The organism is Cupriavidus sp. FW306-01-F10A (assembly GCF_058782785.1).
The window spans coordinates 176037-194735 of record NZ_JBYSYA010000005.1 but is presented as its reverse complement, the minus strand read 5'-3'; the positions used below and the strand labels follow the sequence as shown (position 1 = coordinate 194735).

18 protein-coding genes are annotated in these 18699 nt (G+C 66.0%); 8 read left to right on the top strand and 10 right to left on the bottom strand.

Going from position 1 to position 18699, the window contains the following annotated elements; all coding sequences use genetic code 11:
• Positions 1-6: 6 nt before the first annotated feature.
• Positions 7-972, bottom strand: a complete 966-nt coding sequence (gene corA, locus AC3WLF_RS09910; RefSeq protein WP_010813196.1) for a magnesium/cobalt transporter CorA — start codon at positions 970-972, stop codon at positions 7-9.
• A 584-nt stretch (positions 973-1556) separates the two neighbouring features.
• Positions 1557-2456 (bottom strand): DMT family transporter, encoded by a 900-nt coding sequence (locus AC3WLF_RS09905; protein ID WP_492320292.1) that lies wholly within the window; start codon positions 2454-2456, stop codon positions 1557-1559.
• Positions 2457-2642: 186 nt separating this feature from the next.
• Here AC3WLF_RS09905 and pyrF point away from each other — a divergent pair, with 186 nt between their 5' ends.
• On the top strand, positions 2643-3461 hold the full coding sequence (gene pyrF, locus AC3WLF_RS09900; protein WP_010813198.1) for an orotidine-5'-phosphate decarboxylase: 819 nt from the start codon (positions 2643-2645) through the stop codon (positions 3459-3461).
• Between the two features lie 77 nt (positions 3462-3538).
• Here pyrF and AC3WLF_RS09895 read toward each other — a convergent pair whose 3' ends face one another.
• The 3 genes from AC3WLF_RS09895 to thiL all read right to left on the bottom strand — a co-directional run bounded on the left by AC3WLF_RS09895 (position 3539) and on the right by thiL (position 5767).
• Positions 3539-4036, bottom strand: coding sequence for a CinA family protein (locus tag AC3WLF_RS09895; RefSeq protein WP_492320291.1), 498 nt, complete (start codon positions 4034-4036; stop codon positions 3539-3541).
• Positions 4037-4093: 57 nt separating this feature from the next.
• Positions 4094-4660: a phosphatidylglycerophosphatase A family protein gene (locus tag AC3WLF_RS09890; protein ID WP_492320290.1), complete on the bottom strand. Its 567-nt coding sequence runs from the start codon at positions 4658-4660 to the stop codon at positions 4094-4096.
• Between the two features lie 126 nt (positions 4661-4786).
• A complete protein-coding gene (gene thiL / locus AC3WLF_RS09885) occupies positions 4787-5767 on the bottom strand; it encodes a thiamine-phosphate kinase (RefSeq protein ID WP_492358129.1) in 981 nt (326 codons plus the stop codon).
• Positions 5768-6167: 400 nt separating this feature from the next.
• On the opposite strand from thiL, the gene AC3WLF_RS09880 reads away from it, so the two are divergent.
• The 3 genes from AC3WLF_RS09880 to AC3WLF_RS09870 all read left to right on the top strand — a co-directional run bounded on the left by AC3WLF_RS09880 (position 6168) and on the right by AC3WLF_RS09870 (position 9866).
• On the top strand, positions 6168-8492 hold the full coding sequence (locus tag AC3WLF_RS09880) for an NADP-dependent malic enzyme (RefSeq protein ID WP_492320288.1): 2325 nt from the start codon (positions 6168-6170) through the stop codon (positions 8490-8492).
• A 388-nt stretch (positions 8493-8880) separates the two neighbouring features.
• Complete coding sequence (locus tag AC3WLF_RS09875) at positions 8881-9252, top strand: guanyl-specific ribonuclease (RefSeq protein ID WP_492320287.1); 372 nt, start codon at positions 8881-8883, stop codon at positions 9250-9252.
• On the top strand, positions 9249-9866 hold the full coding sequence (locus AC3WLF_RS09870; protein ID WP_010813204.1) for a barstar family protein: 618 nt from the start codon (positions 9249-9251) through the stop codon (positions 9864-9866). The genes AC3WLF_RS09875 and AC3WLF_RS09870 overlap by 4 nt, the downstream gene beginning before the upstream one ends.
• Positions 9867-9949: 83 nt before the next feature.
• On the opposite strand, the gene AC3WLF_RS09865 is transcribed toward AC3WLF_RS09870, so the two are convergent.
• From AC3WLF_RS09865 to AC3WLF_RS09855, 3 genes are read right to left on the bottom strand one after another with little or no spacing between them, the layout of a single operon-like run.
• The gene (locus AC3WLF_RS09865; RefSeq protein ID WP_492356084.1) at positions 9950-10558 is read right to left on the bottom strand and encodes a YidB family protein; all 609 of its coding nucleotides are present in this window, start codon (positions 10556-10558) and stop codon (positions 9950-9952) included.
• Between the two features lie 59 nt (positions 10559-10617).
• The gene (locus AC3WLF_RS09860) at positions 10618-11370 is read right to left on the bottom strand and encodes a 16S rRNA (uracil(1498)-N(3))-methyltransferase (protein ID WP_492358128.1); all 753 of its coding nucleotides are present in this window, start codon (positions 11368-11370) and stop codon (positions 10618-10620) included.
• Positions 11370-11798, bottom strand: a complete 429-nt coding sequence (locus AC3WLF_RS09855) for a VOC family protein (protein ID WP_010813207.1) — start codon at positions 11796-11798, stop codon at positions 11370-11372. The genes AC3WLF_RS09860 and AC3WLF_RS09855 overlap by 1 nt, the downstream gene beginning before the upstream one ends.
• 320 nt (positions 11799-12118) lie before the next feature.
• Between AC3WLF_RS09855 and tkt the strand changes: the two genes are divergently transcribed.
• Together tkt and gap are read left to right on the top strand one after the other, a co-directional pair.
• Positions 12119-14152, top strand: coding sequence for a transketolase (gene tkt / locus AC3WLF_RS09850; RefSeq protein WP_492320284.1), 2034 nt, complete (start codon positions 12119-12121; stop codon positions 14150-14152).
• A gap of 84 nt (positions 14153-14236) precedes the next feature.
• Positions 14237-15235, top strand: coding sequence for a type I glyceraldehyde-3-phosphate dehydrogenase (gap, locus tag AC3WLF_RS09845; RefSeq protein ID WP_492320283.1), 999 nt, complete (start codon positions 14237-14239; stop codon positions 15233-15235).
• 69 nt (positions 15236-15304) lie between these two features.
• Here gap and AC3WLF_RS09840 read toward each other — a convergent pair whose 3' ends face one another.
• Positions 15305-15916, bottom strand: a complete 612-nt coding sequence (locus AC3WLF_RS09840) for a flavin reductase family protein (RefSeq protein WP_492358127.1) — start codon at positions 15914-15916, stop codon at positions 15305-15307.
• A 296-nt stretch (positions 15917-16212) separates the two neighbouring features.
• On the opposite strand from AC3WLF_RS09840, the gene AC3WLF_RS09835 reads away from it, so the two are divergent.
• On the top strand, positions 16213-17208 hold the full coding sequence (locus AC3WLF_RS09835; RefSeq protein WP_492358126.1) for a LysR family transcriptional regulator: 996 nt from the start codon (positions 16213-16215) through the stop codon (positions 17206-17208).
• Positions 17209-17301: 93 nt separating this feature from the next.
• Here the strand turns inward: AC3WLF_RS09835 and fur are convergent, their stop codons facing one another.
• Entirely contained in the window at positions 17302-17733 is a 432-nt protein-coding gene (gene fur / locus AC3WLF_RS09830) for a ferric iron uptake transcriptional regulator (RefSeq protein WP_010813212.1), read from the bottom strand.
• Between the two features lie 245 nt (positions 17734-17978).
• Here fur and AC3WLF_RS09825 point away from each other — a divergent pair, with 245 nt between their 5' ends.
• On the top strand, positions 17979-18620 hold the full coding sequence (locus tag AC3WLF_RS09825; RefSeq protein ID WP_492320280.1) for an outer membrane protein assembly factor BamE: 642 nt from the start codon (positions 17979-17981) through the stop codon (positions 18618-18620).
• The last annotated feature ends 79 nt before the right edge of the window (positions 18621-18699 follow it).

Genomic DNA, 18699 nt, shown 5'->3' with positions numbered 1-18699 from the left:
CGGGGCTCAGCTCAGCCAGCCCTTCCTGCGGAAATACACCAGCGGGATCGCCGCCGACACCGCCATCAGCGCAATCGCCCACGGATAGCCCGCGCCCCAGTCCAGCTCCGGCATGAACTTGAAGTTCATGCCGTAGATGCTGGCGATCAGCGTGGGCGGCATCAGCGCCACCGACACCACCGAGAACAGTTTGATGATCTTGTTCTGGTTGATGTTGATGAAACCGACGGTCGCGTCCATCAGGAAGTTGATCTTGTCGAACAGGAACGCGGTGTGGTTCTCGATCGAGTCGATGTCGCGCAGGATCTGGCGGGCCTCGTCCTGCTGCTCGGCCGACAGCAGCTGGCTGCGCATCAGGAAGGACACCGCGCGGCGCGTGTCCATCACGTTGCGGCGGATGCGCCCGTTCAAGTCTTCCTCGCGGGCGATGGTTTCCAGCACGTCGGCCGCGGCGGCATCGGTCACGTTCTCGGCCAGCACGCGGCGGCTCGCTTCTTCGAGCCGCTCGTAGATTTCCTCGATCGAGTCGGCGGAATACTCGGCGTCGGTCGCGTACAGGTCCATCAGCACGTCCTTGGCATTGCGCACCGAGCCCGGGCGCATGCGTGCGCGCAGCCGCACCAGCCGGAACACCGGCAGGTCTTCGTCGTGGATGGAGAACAGTACGTCGCGCGTCAGCACGAAAGCCACGCGCACGTTGCGCGACAAGGCCTCTTCCTCGTCCAGCAGGAAGTCGGTGCGGATATGGATATTCTCGTCCTCGCCCTCGAAATATCGCGCGGACGCTTCCAGGTCGCCCAGGTCTTCCAGTTCGGGAAGGGCGACGCCATAGGCTTCCTTGATCCAGTTCAGTTCCTCGTCGTCGGGATTGACGACATCGATCCAGATCGGCTTGTGCTGCAGCAGCTCATTGCGCTCGTCGACCTGCTCCTGGGCAAGCCGGCCTTTCTGCAGGACGAACAGGTTGATCATCCCCGGGATTCCTTATTGCTGATTGCGACGAAAAACAAAGACAAGCGCGAAGACAAGCGCAGGCGGCTCGCCGCATTCCCAGGTAGTCCGTCATGCCCTGCATGGCCTGGCGCGACGCCGGAAGGCGCCCTGCCAGGGCCGGGCCACGGGCAAGCGTGATCGCGCTGTACCGCGGCTGCCGGACGCAACGGACTCGGCGGGCGGTACAAGGCGATGGCGTTTGCCTGGGTTGGCTGGCTAGCCGGGAGAGGGAAAATCCGCACGCGGTGCGGCGCGCATGGATGGCGCCGCCGGTGGCACGGAAAGACACTCGCCCGCAGTGTTCTGCTGCGGGCGAGGCCGACGAGGCGCGGAGCCGGGTGCTCCGGGCGGGTCGTCGTTACGCAGCCCGCAGTGACATGGCATTCGCAGAGGTCGCAGCGCTGCTGCGGCAACTCGAACACCCGATGCTACTGCCCACGTAATTTCTCCGGGATTGTGATGGCCGCGAGTGTAGCCCAACGTAGGGTGGCTTGTTAAGTGAAATCTCCGCGCACGCGGCCCGCTGTTGCCCGCTCACGACCGGCGGCGCGCCCACCTGGCGATCAGCCCAGCGCGCCCTGCAGCCGGCGCCACAGCAGCGGCGCCAGCATCACCGAGGACAGCGCCAGGAACATCAGCACGATCGCCGCGTAGTCCTGCCAGTGCGGCTGCTCGCCCAGCATCCACATGCCCGAGAACACGCCGACTACCGGAATGAACATGATCGACAGGCTCGACACCACCGGCGGCAGGCTGCGCGCCAGCCCGAACCAGACCAGGTGGCAGAAGGCGAAGACCACCACCGCGTTGTAGGCGATGGCGCCCCATTCGACGGCGGTGGGCATGCGCCAGCCGTCTTCCAGCAGCAGCGAGCCGACCGCCAGGAAGGGCAGGGTCACGGCCAGCATCCAGAACGTCATGGCGCCGATGGGCACGTCGGTCGGGGTGCGTTTTATCAATTGGGTGCCGAAGCCCCAGCCGGCCGCGGCCAGCAGCATCAGCAGCGTGCCGGCCGGGCTGCCGGTCAGCGCGGCGAGCTCGCCGGAAAGCAGCAGCACCGTTCCGGCCAGCGCGCAGCCGATGCCCAGCCAGGCCCAGGCGCCGATGCGCTCGCGGAAGAACACCAGGCCCCAGACCACTGCCCAGATCGGCATGGTGTAGCCCAGGATGGCGGCCCGGCCCGAGGACAGCATCTTGACCGCGCAGATCGCAAACAGGTGCCAGACCACCATGTTGGGAATGGCCAGGCGGACCACCGTGCCCCATTCGCGCCGCGGCACGGCCAGCGAATCGCCGCGCAGCCGCAGCGCCAGCCCCAGCGCCACCAGCCCGCCCGCCATGCACAGCAGGCGGAAGCCCATCGCCGGAAAGTGCGCTACGCCTACCTTCATGATGGGCCAGTTGATGCCCCAGGCAAGGGTGAGCACGACAAGCAGGAAGATACCGCGGCGATCGAGAGACATGACGGGACGCGGCTGTGCGTCATGCCGCGCTTTGTTTTGAGAGGAAGCGCAAAACCATAGCACGCAGCGGGTAAAATTGCCGGAAGCGACATATGCTGCAGGGATGAAAGGTTTTCACGCCGCTGCGGCCAACCGCGCCGGCCGGGCCAATGGGGCGCCGGCGCCACCAGGATATTCCGAGTACCCATGACTTTCACCGAGCAGCTTGCTGCCGCCTGGCAGCGCAACGATTCCCTCCTGTGCGTCGGGCTCGATCCTGACCCGCAGAAGCTGCCGCTGTCCCTGACCGGGGCGGGCGGCGCCATCTTTTCGTTCTGCCGCGAGATCGTTGATGCCACCGCCGACCTGGTCTGCGCCTTCAAGCCGCAGATTGCGTACTTCCACTCGCAGCGCGCGGAAGACCAGCTCGAGCAGCTGATCCACTATATCCACGACGCCCACCCCGGCATCCCGGTGATCCTGGACGCCAAGCGCGGCGACATCGGCTCGACCGCCGAGCACTACGCGCTGGAGGCCTTCGAGCGCTACCACGCCGACGCGGTCACGGTCAGCCCGTACATGGGCTTCGATTCGATGCAGCCGTACCTGGCCTATCCCGACCGCGGCGTGATCGTGCTGTGCCGCACCTCCAACCCGGGCGGCTCGGACGTGCAGTTCCTGCAGGTCGACGGCAAGCCGCTGTACCAGCTGGTGGCCGAGGCCGCGCGCGAGCGCTGGAACACCACCGGCCAGATGGGCCTGGTGGTCGGCGCGACCTTCCCCAACGAGATCGCGCGGGTGCGCCAGATCGTCGGCGACATGCCACTGCTGATCCCGGGCATCGGCGCCCAGGGTGGCGACATCGAGGCCACGGTCAAGGCGGGGCGCACCGCGGACGGCACCGGCATGATGATCAACTCGTCGCGCGCCATCCTCTACGCCAGCCGCGAGAAGGATTTTGCGGCGGCGGCGCGCAATGTCGCGCTGCAGACGCGGGAGACCATCAATCGCTATCGCCACGGCTGAAACCGAGCGTAGACAATAAAAAACCGCGCCGGAGACGGCGCGGTTTTTTATTGGGCGCAGATTGCCGGGCGCCGGCCTCAGGCCTCGTTCCGGATCAGCTCCAGCAGCCCCCGCATGGCATGCTCGGCCGCCTGCCGGCGGATCTGGCCGCGGTCGCCGCGAAAGCGTTGAGTCTCGGTATTGGTGGTAATGCGGTTGCTCCAGCCGAAGCAGACCATGCCCACCGGCTTTTCCGGGGTGCCGCCGTTGGGCCCGGCCACGCCGGTGATCGATAGCGCCACCTGGGCGCGGCTGTTGAGCAGCGCGCCTTCGGCCATGGCGCGCGCCACTTCCTCGCTGACCGCGCCGTGGTCGCGGATCAGCTTGGCCGGCACGCCCAGCATGGTGGACTTGGCCTCATTGGAATAGGTGACGAAGCCGCGCTCGAACCAGCCGGACGAGCCGGATACGTCGGTAATGGCGGCAGCCACCAGCCCGCCGGTGCAGGATTCGGCAGTGGCCAGCATCAGGGATTTGTCGGCAAGGGCGACGCCGGCCTGGATGGCGAGCTGGTCGAGCAGGCGGCTGACAGACATGGTGGATACAGGTAGTTTTGAGGGGGAATCAGCTTGCAATGGCTGGCGATGCGGGGCTCAGAACGAGCGCCACAGCGCAAACACCAGCAGGGTGTAGAAGGCCGCGAAGATGTCGTCGAACATCACGCCAAAGCCGCCGCGCAGGCCCGGACCCTTGAGCGTGCGGTCATAGTGGCCGATCGGCGCCGGCTTGGCGATGTCGAACAGCCGGAACCACAGGAAGGCGGCGAACTGCCCCCAGAAGCCGGTCGGCATGACAAAGGCCAGCACCAGCCAGAAGGCGACGATCTCGTCCCAGACCATGCTGCCATGGTCGTGCACGCCCATGTCGCGCGCGGTGCGCGCGCACGCCCACAGGCCGACCAGGAAGCCGCCGGCGATGATCCACAGCCAGGTGGTGGGCTCGATCCACAGCGAAATCACTACGAACGACAGCCAGGCGTAGAGCGTGCCGACCGTGCCCGGCGCAACGGGCGACAGGCCCGAGCCGAAGCCGAAGGCGATCAGGTGGGCCGGATGGGACAGCATGAAGCGCGCGCTCGGGCGCGTGACCTTGACGGTCTGGCCGGCTTCCAGGGTCAGGGCGGGGTCGCGCGGCGCGGCCCCGGGAGGCAAGGTGGACATCAAAATGGGCTCGTGTGATGCAGATACTGCTTATGGTTATGGCCGGCTTGCGCTGCCATGCTTGCGGGACTCCCGTGCCCGCGCAGCGCGCCGATGCCGGCATCATGACATGCCCGCGACCCGGTGTCAGGGGGCAGCGAAGTGGTCGAAGCTGGCGCCTTGGTACCGGGTCGGGTTGCCGGTACTGTCGACCAGCCGCAGGCCGGGCTCGGGCGTGATCGCGCCGACACGTGCGAGCGGCAGCGCCAGCCGTTCGCTGATCGCCGCAATGGCGTCGCGACTGCCGGCGGGCGCGGTGAAGCACAGTTCGTAGTCGTCGCCGCCGGCCAGCACGCATTCGCGCTGGATGGCATCGGGCTGGCTGGCCAGCACCGCCGAGCGCGGCAGCGCATCGACGTCGACCAGCGCGCCGACCTGCGAGCGTTCCAGGATATGGCTCAGGTCGCCGACCAGTCCGTCGGAGATGTCGAGTGCGGCATGCGCCACACCGCGCAGGGCCATGCCCAACGCCACGCGCGGCGTGGGCGTGTCCATGCGCGGGCGCACCTGGCTGAACTCGGGCTCAGGCAGCAGCCATTCGCCGCGGCAGTCGCCCAGCGCCAGGCGGGCGTCGCCAAGCGTGCCGGAAATCCAGATATCGTCGCCGGGCCGCGCGGCGTCGCGGCGCAGCGCGGCACGCAGCGGCACGTCGCCGAATACCGTCAGCGAAAGCGTCAGCGGGCCGCGCGTGGTGTCGCCGCCGACCAGTTCGCAGCCGTGGGCGTCAGCCAGCGCCAGCATGCCGTCGGCCAGCTCGGCCAGCCAGGCGGGGTCGGCCTCGGGCAGGGCCAGTGCCAGGGTGAACGCGCGCGGCTCGGCGCCCATGGCGGCCAGGTCGGACAAGTTCACGGCCAGGGCCTTGTGGCCGAGTGCGCGCGGCGCCACGTCCGGGAAGAAATGCCGGCCGCTCACCAGCATGTCGGTGCTGATGGCCAGGTGGTGGCCGGGGCGGCCCTCGATCAGCGCGCAGTCATCGCCCACGCCGAGCGCGGCCTTGCGCACCGGCCGCGTGAAAAAGCGGCGGATCAGGTCGAACTCGGAAAGCGGGGCTGGCTGGGCGTGGGACATCGTCGTCGGGAAGATTCGCCCGCCGGGTGGGACGGGATTGGGGGCTGCGCGTTGCGCGAAGATGAATGGCGATCCGGGGCAATCCCGCGGCGCCTGCGCAGCGCGTCAGGATGGGGCGCGTCCGGCATTTCAGCAAGATACTGCCGCGCACGACAGCCATGACCATCGCGCGGTACGCCGCTTCTGCCGGCAGGCGCTACGCTTGCTGGTATTGCCCGGGGGGATGGGGCATATTGTACCGAATCGCAAAGGTGCCCCAAGTAAAAGGCTTATTGTGAAATAGTATTTCACTATATAAAATGCAGGGTTCCAAAGGAAGAGAAGGGCGGACACGTGGAGCCGGTCCGCCGATCGTCCCCCGCCTCGTCAATGACGGCTCCACCGATTGGAAGATGCGCCGATGACCAGCCCTCAGCAGTCCCCGTCCCAAGACGATCTGAAACAGCAGCAGCGTGAGGCGCTGCGCAAAGCGGCGCTCGAGTACCACGAGTTTCCCACCCCCGGCAAGATCTCGGTCACGCCGACCAAGCCGCTGTCGAACCAGCGCGACCTGGCCCTGGCCTATTCGCCGGGCGTGGCCGCCGCTTGTGAAGAGATCGTTTCCGATCCGGCCAATTCCTTCCGCTACACCGCCCGCGGCAACCTGGTCGCGGTGATCACCAACGGCACCGCCGTGCTGGGCCTGGGCGACATTGGCGCCGCGGCTTCCAAGCCGGTGATGGAAGGCAAGGCTGGCCTGTTCAAGAAGTTTGCCGGTATCGACGTGTTCGATATCGAAGTCGACGAGAAGGACCCGGAAAAGCTGGTCCAGATCATCGCCGCGCTGGAGCCCACCTTCGGCGGCATCAACCTCGAAGACATCAAGGCACCGGAGTGCTTCTACGTCGAGCGCAAGCTGCGCGAGAAGATGAAGATTCCCGTCTTCCACGATGACCAGCACGGCACCGCCATCGTGGTGTCCGCGGCCATCATCAACGGCCTGAAGGTGGTCGGCAAGGACATCAAGAAGGTCAAGCTGGTGGCCTCGGGCGCCGGCGCGGCCGCGCTGGCCTGCCTGGACCTGCTGGTCGACATCGGCCTGCCGATCGAGAACATCTGGGTGACGGACCTGGCCGGCGTGGTCTACGAAGGCCGTACCGAGCTGATGGACCCGGAAAAGGCGCGCTTCTCGCAAAAGACCGACAAGCGCAAGCTGGCCGAAGTGATCGACGGCGCCGACATCTTCCTGGGCCTGTCAGCCGCGGGCGTGCTCAAGCAGGACATGGTCCAGCGCATGGCCGACAAGCCGCTGGTGCTGGCACTGGCCAACCCCAACCCGGAAATCGCGCCGGAGCTGGTCAAGGAAGTGCGCCCCGACGCCGTGATGGCCACCGGCCGCACCGACTACCCGAACCAGGTCAACAACGTCCTGTGCTTCCCGTTCATCTTCCGCGGGGCGCTGGATTGCGGCGCCACCACCATCACGCGCGAGATGGAAATCGCCGCGGCCAATGCCCTGGCCGAACTGGCACGCCAGGAGCAGAGCGACATCGTCGCCACTGCCTATGGCATCCAGGACCTGTCGTTCGGCCCCGAGTACCTGATTCCGAAGCCGTTCGACCCGCGCCTGATCGTCAAGGTGGCGCCGGCCGTGGCCGAGGCCGCGATGAAATCCGGCGTGGCCGCCCGTCCGATCGAGGACATGGACGCCTACCGCCTGCAGCTGCAGCAGTTCGTGTACCACTCGGGCACGCTGATGAAGCCGATCTACGCCGCCGCGCGCAAGGTCGAGATGGATAAGAAGCGCATCGTCTTCGCCGAAGGCGAGCAAGAGCGCGTGCTGCGCGCGGTGCAGGTGATCGTCGACGAAAAGCTGGCCAACCCGATCCTGATCGGCCGCCCGGCCGTGCTGCAGCACCGCATCGAGCGCTTCGGCCTGCGCCTGCGCGCCGGCGTGGACTTCACCGTGGTCAACCCCGAGCACGATGAGCGTTTCCGCGACTATTCCGACGCCTATTACCGCATGATGGCACGCGAGGGCATCACGCCCGAGTATGCCAAGCTGGAAATGCGCCGCCGCACCACGCTGATCGGCGCGATGCTGGTGAACAAGGGCGAGGCCGACGGCATGATCTGCGGCACCGTCAGCAACACCGCTGCGCACCTGCGCTATATCGACCAGGTGCTGGGCGGCACCAACAAGGTCTACGCGGCGATGAACGGACTGGTGCTGCCGGGCCGCCAGATCTTCCTGGTGGATACGCACGTCAACGTCGACCCGAGCGCCGAAGAGCTGGCCCAGATCACGCTGATGGCCGCCGAGGAACTGAAGCGCTTCGGCATCGAGCCCAAGATCGCGCTGCTGTCGCATTCGAACTTCGGTTCGTCCGAAGCGCCTTCGGCCCGCAAGATGCGCGAAACCCTCGCCATCCTGCGCGATCGCGCCCCGGACCTGGAGATCGACGGCGAAATGCACGGCGACAGCGCGCTCGACCAGAAGCTGCGCGACCAGCTGGTGCCGGACGGCGCGCTCAAGGGCGAAGCCAACCTGCTGGTGTGCCCGAACATCGACGCGGCCAATATCTCGTACAACCTGCTCAAGGTTGCCGCGGGCAACAATGTCGCGATCGGGCCGATCTTGCTGGGCGTGAAGGCGCCGGTGCACATCCTGACGCCGTCGGCCACGGTGCGGCGCATCGTCAACATGACCTCGCTGGTCGTGGTGGACGCCGCTGCCAAGCGCTAAACCGCTGGTAGCGCCGGTTGCATGGCCGGTAACAGGCCAATGCGACGAAAAGCCGGGCTCGCCCGGCTTTTTTTACGTCCATATGTGCATGGTTAGTATGCGCACACATACGCTTAACATATTGAAACAATTGAAGAATTACCGCTGCCGCTGGGCCGGGATTGATTAATTGCGTGCATGCGCGTAACCTTACGCCTTTGATACAGGCGCTCGCCATGAGCGCCCCGGTGCGGCCGGCATCCATCGCGCTCCTCTACGGGTGGCGCAGGGCGCTGGCCAGGGTGGCCCGGACAGATCGTCTACCCAACCAGCGGCAGGCTCGATTTCCGGTTCAACCAAGACAAGCAACGTGGGTTTCCAAGTTTCTCTGATGCGGCACGCAACGCGCATGCTGGCCCGGTCCATGACCGGCGCGGCGCTGGTGCTGGCCCTGGCGCAGCCGACGCTGGCGCGGCAGGCGCAGACCGAAGGGATGGGAACCATTGCAGTGCAGCAGTTGCCCAACGATGCACGGCAGACCTTGGAGCGCATCGAAGCCGGCGGCCCGTTCCTGTATGAAAAGGACGGATCGAGATTCGGCAACTACGAACGCATCCTGCCTCAACGTGAACGCGGGTATTACCGCGAATACACGGTCAAGAGCGCCAGGAGTCGGAACCGGGGAGCCAAGCGGATCGTCTGCGGCGGGGAACAACGCGCTGCCAACGATTGTTACTACACGGAAGATCACTACAACAGCTTCAAACGGATACTCAAATGATGACTGACATTTTCGGATTGGGCGACGCCCTTGCCGCCCGCGAAGAGCGCGGCGCCGGAGATGGCTGGCAGCGGGCTCAGCAGCAGGCCCAGAACCTATACGACAACGTGCTGATGATGCCGAGCCAGGAGCTCATGCAAAAACTCCCGCCCGCGACCGCGCCCGTGGCCATGCCCGCCGGTCCCGGTTGGAACGACGGCACCAGCGAGGGGGCCATGAACCTGTTCAAGACGGTGCGTCCGAACATCGTCCAGTCGATCCGCGCCTTCCGCGTGCCTGAGCTGGCCCAGGCGGCCGCCGATCTCGGGCAGCATTTCCTCTATGCCAATTGCGCCCATTGCGCGAGCAAGGCGGAGGTACTGGAAACCATCGCCACGTCGTTCACCTTCCCGAAGCACTTCGGCAAGAACTTCGACGCGCTGGCTGACTGCCTGACCGACATGATCTACAAGGCCGGCCCGCAGCCGGGCTTTGTGATCGTGCTGGAAGGACTGCCGATTGCGCAGAAGTTCGACAAGGAAGGGCGCGAGGTGCTGCTCGACGTATTCCGCGACGCCGCCGAGTTCTGGGGCGAGCGCAAGGTGCAGTTCCGGGTGTTTTATTCGTTCGCCTGAGCGCACTGCCTGAGCCCTTGCAAGGCGAATCAAGCAAAAAGCCCGCAATTGCGGGCTTTTTGCTTTCCGGCGAGGTGCTGGTCTTATGCCTGCGCCGGCAGATGTCCATGGGGCGTGAGGCGGTCGATCAGCTCCGGCAGCCCTTCGCTCAGTTGCGCGGCCACGTCGTCCTGCGACATGCCGGTGGTCCGTGCCAGCGATTCGAGCGCGCCGGTGTCGCCCAGCGCGCTGCTCAGCGCCGACGGCGTGACCGGCTGGTTGGCGCCGCTGCCGATCCACGAGTTCACCTGTTCGCCCAGCCCGGCCTGCGCCAGGATCTGCTGCAGCGCGCCGATGCCGCCGGCGGCCGCGCCCAGTGCCTGGCTGTTGGCCGGCGCGCCACCCTGGCCGCCAAGCAGGCCGCCGAGCAGCGAGCCAAGGTCCAGGCCGCCGGTGGCGCCGCCGGGCGCAGCGCCGGCACCGCCGCCGCCGAGCATGCCGCCCAGCAGCCCGCCGAGGCTGCCCAGTCCGCCCAGGCCATCATCGACAGGCGCCGCATCGCCGGCTTGCCCGCGGCCGCGCATGGCCAGCGTTGCCAGCAGACCAAGCGCCATCATCAGCTTGGGGTCGAGCCCTCCGGTACTGCCTGCCTCGCCACGCGCGCCGCCGAGTTGTCCGAGCACACCGCCCAGCACGCTATCGAGTAGTCCCATGGTCGACTCCTTTCAGTCAGGGTTGCAAGGTTGACGCGATGACCGGATGGCCGCCGTCGTCAGAATCCGCCAAGCAAGGCGTTAAGGGTTGCCAGGCATGCCAGCCCGGCGGTTTCAGTGCGCAGGATGCGGGGGCCGAGCGACACGCCGGTGAAACCCGCATGTCTTGCCGCCTGCTCTTCCTCGGGCGCCAGGCCGCCTTCGGGGCCGATCAGCAGCGTGACGCCGCCGGCCAGCAAGGTTTCGCGCTGTTCGGCGATGAACGCTGGCAGCGAGTGCGTGGCGCGCGGCGATACCAGCAGCCTGGCACCGCCAGCCGCGGACTGCGCCAGCCATGTCTCAAAGTTAGCGACCGGCGCAACCTCCGGCAAGCGATTGCGGCCGCATTGCTCGCAGGCGGCCTGCACCAGCGCCTGCCAGTGCGCGTGGCGCTTGTGCGCGCGCTCGCCCGACAGGCGCACCACCGAGCGGCTGGCCTGCAGCGGCTGGATTGCCGTGACGCCCAGTTCGACTGCCTTTTCGATCAGCCAGTCCATCTTGTCGCCGCCGGCCAGGCCCTGGGCCAGCGTGACACGGAAGGGCGGCTCGGCTTCGGCCGCGTCATGCGCGCCGATGCGCGCCAGCGCGTGGCGCTTGCCCAGCTCGACCAGCGTGGCCGCGTGGCTGCCGCCGCGGCCGTCGAACAGCGTCATGGCGTCGCCCGGCGCCAGGCGCAGCACCTGCGCGTGGCGTACCACCGGCTCGGGCAGCGGGAAATCGGATTCGGCGGCCAGGACGGTATCGGTGCCGCCGACGAAGAAGCGTGGTGCCATCAGCTTGCCTGGCCTGCTGCCTGTTCCAGCGGCTTGCCGAAGCCCCAGCGGTAGCCGTCGGGATCTTCGACCATGCAGTAGCGGTCGCCCCAGAACTGGTCGGCCGGCGCCATCAGGCTGACCGCGCCGGCGTCGACCGCGCGCTGGTGCATGGCGTCGACATCGTCGCAATAGACATAGAAGGTCTGCGGGCACTCGACGCCCAGCGAGCGCGGCGTGCGCGCGGTGCTGCCCCAGGCGCCCTCGGGCGCGAACATCACCACCAGTTGGCCCTGGTAATGCATCTCGGCATGGGTCGGCACGCCGTTTTCGTCGACCACGTTGCCGGCGGTGAAGCCGAAGGCGCGGCTGTAGAAGTCCAGTGCGGCGCGCCCGTTGGCGACGGTCAGGTAGGGGGTGAGCCAGGGGGTGTTGGCCGGTCTGGTCATGATCGTCTCCTGAGTGCGGGAAACCCGGCGCGGCTGGCGTGCCGCGCGGTGCGAGAGTGCATCTTACGCGTGCCGCGCTACGCTGTCGAAGTGCGGCGCAGCGGCGAAGCTGGCGCTGTCGGGGTGAGGTATCAGGCATGTCAGGGCCTGGATAGTTCCGGTGCCGGGGGCGGGGCCGTGCCAGGCGGCCTGCGGTGATCGCGCGGACTGCGCCGCGGGGGCTGTCCGGGAGTCCGGAAAACCCCCTAGCTTCTGCTAAAATTGCGGTTTTCCTGCCGTCACCGTCAGGCTCACGCCCGCTCACGTCCAAGACCGCCCGCATGTCCGCCCTTGCCCATCCCGCCACAAGCCCTTTTGCTTCCCAGCCCGCCAAGCTGATGGCCGACGCCATCCGCGTGCTTGCCATGGACGCCGTCCAGCAGGCCAATTCCGGCCACCCCGGTGCACCGATGGGCATGGCAGACATCGCCGTGGCGCTGTGGGGCCGGCACCTGAAGCACAACCCGAGCAACCCCCAGTGGGCCGACCGCGATCGCTTTGTGCTGTCCAACGGCCACGGCTCGATGCTGATCTATTCGCTCTTGCACCTGACCGGCTATGAGCTGCCGGTGGAAGAACTGAAGAATTTCCGCCAGCTGCACAGCAAGACCGCCGGCCACCCGGAATACGGCATCACCCCGGGCGTGGAAACCACCACCGGCCCGCTCGGCCAGGGCATCACCAATGCAGTCGGCATGGCGCTGGCCGAACGCCTGCTGGGTGAAGAATTCAACCGCCCCGGCTACGACATCGTCAATCACCACACCTATGTGTTCCTGGGCGATGGCTGCCTGATGGAAGGCATCAGCCACGAGGCCTGCTCGCTGGCCGGCACGCTGAAGCTGAACAAGCTGATCGCACTGTGGGACGACAACGGCATCTCGATTGACGGCGACGTGGTGCACTGGTTCAACGACGATACCCCGAAGCGTTTCGAAGCCTACGGCTGGAACGTGATCCGCGGCATCGACGGCCATGACGTGACCGCCGTCGACATGGCGATCTCGCAGGCCAAGGCCAGCGACAAGCCGACCCTGATCTGCTGCCGCACCAAGATCGGCAAGGGCGCCCCGAACAAGGAAGGCGGCCACGACGTGCACGGCGCCCCGCTGGGCGGCGCCGAAGTGCTGGCCACGCGCGAGGCGCTGGGCTGGGCCCACGCCCCGTTCGAAGTGCCGGCCGAGGTCTACGACGCCTGGGACGCCAAGGCCAACGGCCAGGCGCTGGAGCGTGCCTGGAACGCGCTATTCGATTCGTACGCCGAGCGCCACCCGTATGAGGCCGGCGAGTTCCGCCGCCGCATGAAGGGCGAGCTGCCGGGTTCCTTCGACGCCGCCGTTGAAGCCTTTATCGCCAAGTGCGAGGAAAAGGCAGAGACCATCGCCACCCGCAAGGCCAGCCAGAACACCATCGAGGCCTTCGGCCCGGTGCTGCCCGAGTTCCTCGGCGGCTCGGCCGACCTGACCGGCTCGAACCTGACCAACTGGTCGGGCAGCCAGGCCGTGCGCGTGGATGCCTGGGGCAACCATATCAACTACGGCGTGCGCGAGTTCGGCATGAGCGCCGTCATGAACGGCATCACGCTGCATGGCGGCTACATCCCCTACGGCGCCACCTTCCTGACCTTCTCGGACTACAGCCGCAATGCGCTGCGCATGGCGGCGCTGATGAAGATCCGCTCGCTGTTCGTGTTCACCCATGACTCGATCGGCCTGGGCGAAGACGGCCCGACCCACCAGTCGATCGAGCACGTCGCCAGCCTGCGCCTGATCCCGAACATGGATGTCTGGCGCACCGCCGACACCACCGAGACCGCCGTGGCCTGGGCCGAGTCGATCCGCCGCGAGAACGGCCCGAGCTGCCTGATCTTCAGCCGCCAGAACCTGCCGTTCCAGCGCCGCGACGACGTCACCCGTGCCAATATCGCGCGCGGCGGCTACGTGCTGCGCGACAGCGTCAACCCGAAGACCAACCGTCCGGACGCCGTGATCCTGGCTACCGGCTCGGAAGTCGGCCTGGCCGTCGGCGCCGCCGATGCACTGGCCGCCGAAGGCGTGCACGTGCGCGTGGTCTCGATCCCTGCGACCACCGTGTTCGACAAGCAGGACACCGCCTACAAGGCCAGCGTGCTGCCGGCCGGCGTGCCGCGCGTGGCGGTCGAGGCGGGTGTGACGGACTTCTGGTGGAAGTACCAGGTCCAGGCGGTGGTGGGCATCGACACCTTCGGTGAATCGGCCCCGGCCGGCGTGCTGTTCAAGCACTTCGGCTTTACCGTCGACAACGTTGTCCGAACGGTAAAGGACACCCTTATCTAAGCATCCGGGCGCTGGAGCCGCGTGGTGCGCCGCGCGGCCGGTGCGGCGCCCACCGGTTTCAATCGATCCTCAGGAGAGACAGTCATGACCATCAAGATCGGCATCAACGGCTTCGGCCGCATCGGACGCATGGTGTTCCGCGCCGCAGTCGCCAACTTCAAGGACATCGAAGTCGTTGGCATCAACGACCTGCTGGAGCCCGACTACCTGGCGTACATGCTGAAGTACGACTCGGTGCATGGCCGCTTCGACGGCGAAGTGTCGGTCGACGGCAACACCCTGGTCGTCAACGGCAAGAAGATCCGCCTGACCGCGGTCAAGGATCCGGCCGAGCTGAAGTGGGGCGAGATCGGCGCCGACGTGGTGGTCGAGTCGACCGGCATCTTCCTGACCAAGGAAGGCGCGCAGAAGCACCTCGACGCGGGCGCGAAGAAGGTGATCATGTCGGCTCCGTCCAAGGACGACACCCCGATGTTCGTGTACGGCGTGAACCACGAATCGTACAAGGGCGAGGCGATCATCTCCAACGCCAGTTGCACCACCAACTGCCTGGCACCGGTGGCCAAGGTGCTGAACGACAAGTGGGGCATCAAGCGCGGCCTGATGACCACCGTGCACGCTGCCACCGCCACCCAGAAGACCGTTGACGGGCCGTCCAACAAGGACTGGCGCGGCGGCCGCGGCATCCTGGAAAACATCATCCCGTCGTCGACCGGCGCCGCCAAGGCCGTGGGCGTGGTGATTCCGCAGCTGAACAAGAAGCTGACCGGCATGTCGTTCCGCGTGCCGACCTCGGACGTGTCCGTGGTCGACCTGACCGTCGAACTGGAAAAGCCGGCGACGTACGAAGAAATCTGCGCCGAGATGAAGGCCCAGAGCCAGGGTGCGCTCAAGGGCGTGCTGGGCTACACCGAAGACAAGGTCGTCGCCACCGACTTCCGCGGCGACGCCCGCACCTCGATCTTCGACGCCGAAGCCGGCATCGCGCTGGACGGCACCTTCATCAAGGTCGTGAGCTGGTACGACAACGAGTGGGGCTACTCGAACAAGGTGCTGGAAATGGTCCGCGTCGCGGCCAAGTAATCCGGCAGCTTCCGCGGTAATGAAAAACGCGCCTTCGGGCGCGTTTTTCATTTTCCGGCGCTGTGATATTCAGCCAGCCGGGCGGGGCGCCAGCGGGCGCGCGTCGATTGCGTCGCCGTCCACCAGGAAATGGCCGCCAGCCACGTGGTGGATGGTGCGCAGCGCATCATGGCCGTTGAAATGCCAGCGCCCGTTGCTGAACACGCGCGAGTCCGCCTGCGCGGCCACGACTTCGCCAAGGAACAGGTCGTAGGTCTGCTGCGTGGCCGGCTCCGGCAGCAGCCGGCATTCCAGCCAGGCCGCGCAGCCCTCCAGCAGCGGCGCGCCCACTGCCGTGCCGGCAAAGGTGTCGAGGCCGTAGGCGTCGAACTTGTCGGTGCCTTCCTGCTCCATCAGTGCCAGGCCCGAGCTCGAGCCCAGCGCCGCGGTCAGGTCGACCTGGCTGACGGTAGGGACCTGCAGTACGAACTCGCCGCTGTCTTCCAGCAGGCGCCGGGTCCAGGTGCTCTTGTCCAGCACCACTGCCACCTTGGGCGGAGCGAAGTCGAGCGGCATGGCCCAGGCGGCGGCCATGATATTGCGCTTGCCGCCGGCGGCGGCGCTGACCAGCACGGTGGGGCCGTGGTTCAGCAAGCGGTAGGCTTTCGGGAGTGGTACGGGCAGGCGGAAATGTTCAGGCATGATGGCCGGGATCGAGCCGTCAGAAAAGAATGATAAAAATGGGAACGGCGGATCCACTATACCCCGATGCACGAGTGCATGTTGCGGCGCGGGAAATGTTCACATATGCGGTCAATAGTGGAAAAAGAGCGCAATTTTTCAGAAATATGGCGTAGACGGCCATTTCAGAAATGCCGAATTTGCTTTCCGAGCTTGTTTTTTCCTCTTACACTATTAAGACGCCGTTGAAATCTGATGTGCAGCCAGTGCAAGTGGTGGGGCCATCTAGCTAAGAATAATCCGACCGAGGCCTGATCATGGTGAACGTAGACACGAAGCTTTTAGTGATCTTCACCGAACTACTGAGCAAGCGAAACGCCACTTATGTAGCGGAAAAGATGCATATGACCGCACCGGCCGTATCGCACTCGCTGGGCAGGCTGCGTGAAATCTTTGACGATCCGCTCTTCATTCGCGTCCCGCATGGCCTGACGCCAACGCCGCGTGCGCTGGAACTGGGGCCGAAGATCCGCGACATGCTGGACTTGTGGTCGTCGATCAACGAGGGCGATGCCGACAATTTTGATCCGGCCACTGCCACCGGCACGCTGAGCATCGGCTTTGCCGCCGAGCTGGGCGACACGGTATTCAACCGTTTTGTGCTGCGTATCAAGCAGCTGGCGCCGGACCTGCATATCAAGCTGGTCGAATCCCATTCATGGGAAACGGACGTCGCCTCGATGCGCGCCAACGAACTTGACCTGGCCTTTTCGCCGTTCCCGACCCGCCACCCGGAAATCGTCGAGGAAATGGTGACGTCTCTGAACCTGTGGGTTTGCGCGCGCAAGAGCCATCCGGTGCTCAAGAACCACTGCTCGCTGGAGCAATACCTGGATTGCGGCCATATTTTCATGGCGCATTCCGGCGGCTCCGGCCGCCCGGCGCCGTCGCTGATTCCGCTCGACTACGCGCTGCAGCAGCGCGGGCTCAAGCGCAATGCGACGCTGACGGTACATTCATGGCGTGCCCAGGCCGAACTGGCCTCGCAGACCGACATGATCTTCACCGTCAATGCGCTGACCAAGGACATGGCCTGCGAGACCTATGGCCTGAAGGCCTTCCCGCTGCCGTCGGAACTGAACACCACGCTCGGCCTGAACATGTTCTGGCACCGCAGCCGCAACACCCATCCGATGCTGGTGTGGGCGCGCAACCTGTTCCGCCAGGTAGTGGGCGAGTTTGTCGGACTGCCGCCGGCACGCCCGGCACGGGTGGTCACCGAACAGAACCTGCAGGACCTGCAGGCGCCCTGAGCAGCATCCTGCGGCGAGCAGTCCAAACAAAAAACCGGCGCCTGGCGCCGGTTTTTTGTTGCCCGTCTGCGCTCCGCGCTGGAGCGTGCAGGCTTATCGTTTGGGTCTGTGGGGACAGTCTGTTTTGGTGCAGTTGCCGTACAGCGACAGTGCATGTTCCTGCAGCGTAAAGCCGCGCTCGCGCGCAATGCTTTGCTGGCGGTGCTCGATTTCAGAGTCGAAGAACTCCTCGACGCGGCCGCAGTCGAGGCACACCAGGTGGTCATGGTGCTTGCCTTCGTTGAGTTCGAAAATCGCCTTGCCGGATTCAAAGTTGTTGCGCGAGAGCAGGCCTGCCTGCTCGAACTGGGTCAGCACGCGGTAGACGGTGGCCAGGCCGATATCCATATGCTCGTTCAGCAGGATACGGTAGACGTCTTCCGCGCTCAGGTGCCGCTGTTCACTGGTCTGAAAAATTTCAAGAATCTTCAGCCTGGGCACGGTCGCCTTCAGGCCGATGTTCTTGAGGTCCGCCGGACTCGGCATGTGGGTGACTCCCTAGAGTACAATGACTGGATAGTTGAATCATAAGGGTTTTGGCAGCAAAAGTCGCTCGCGGTAGTGATGTCCCAGGTCGACGTCACGCGCCCGGCACGGTTGCCGTCCCATGTGGTTGTCGCGGCAGGCGCAACAGGCGTGTGTGGTGCAATCGGCGCATATTGCGCCGTTTTTGTGCCCGCTTTGCAGTACCTTGCCGCGGTACTTTTCTTTCCCTCCCGGAAGCGAGATACATGCGTTCTATCCGTTCGTCCGCCATGCGCCCGACGCTGGTTGTCTCCCTGCTGGCCGCGGCCCTGCTGGCCGGCGCCTGCTCAGCCTACGATTCCACCTCGCGCAAGGTAGCCAACGCCATCACGCCGTACCGGATCAACATCGTGCAGGGCAATTTCGTCTCGCGCGAGGCCGTATCGCAACTGCGCGAAGGCATGACGCGCGACCAGGTCAAGTTCCTGCTCGGCACGCCGCTGCTGAATGACGTGTTCCACGCCGACCGCTGGGACTATGTGTTCTCGTTCCGCCGCGGCAACACCCCCGTGGTGCAGCAGCGCCGCTATACGGTGTTTTTCGAAGGCGACCGGCTGGTCAAGTTCGGCGGCGATGAACTGCCGTCCGAGTATGAGCTGATTGCCGAGATCGACGGCATGAAAAAGGCGCTGAAGGACCAGACGCCGGGCAAGATCTCCACCGGCGCGGCAGCCGCCGCGGCCGCCCCGGCCGAAGCGCAGACCACGGTAGAGAACTTTGTGCCGCGGCAGGCGCAGCAGCCGGAAGCGGCACCCGCCGCTGCGGCATCGCCGGCCGCTCCCGCCGAGGCAGCGGCGCCGGCCCAGGCCCCCGCGCCGGCCGAAGCCCCCAAACCGGCCGCCAACTGATCGGCCGCACGGCGCGCCGGCGGCGGCGCGCCACCAGTTTTCCGGGCCGGTCAGGCATGGCCGGCTCGATCACTTTCCG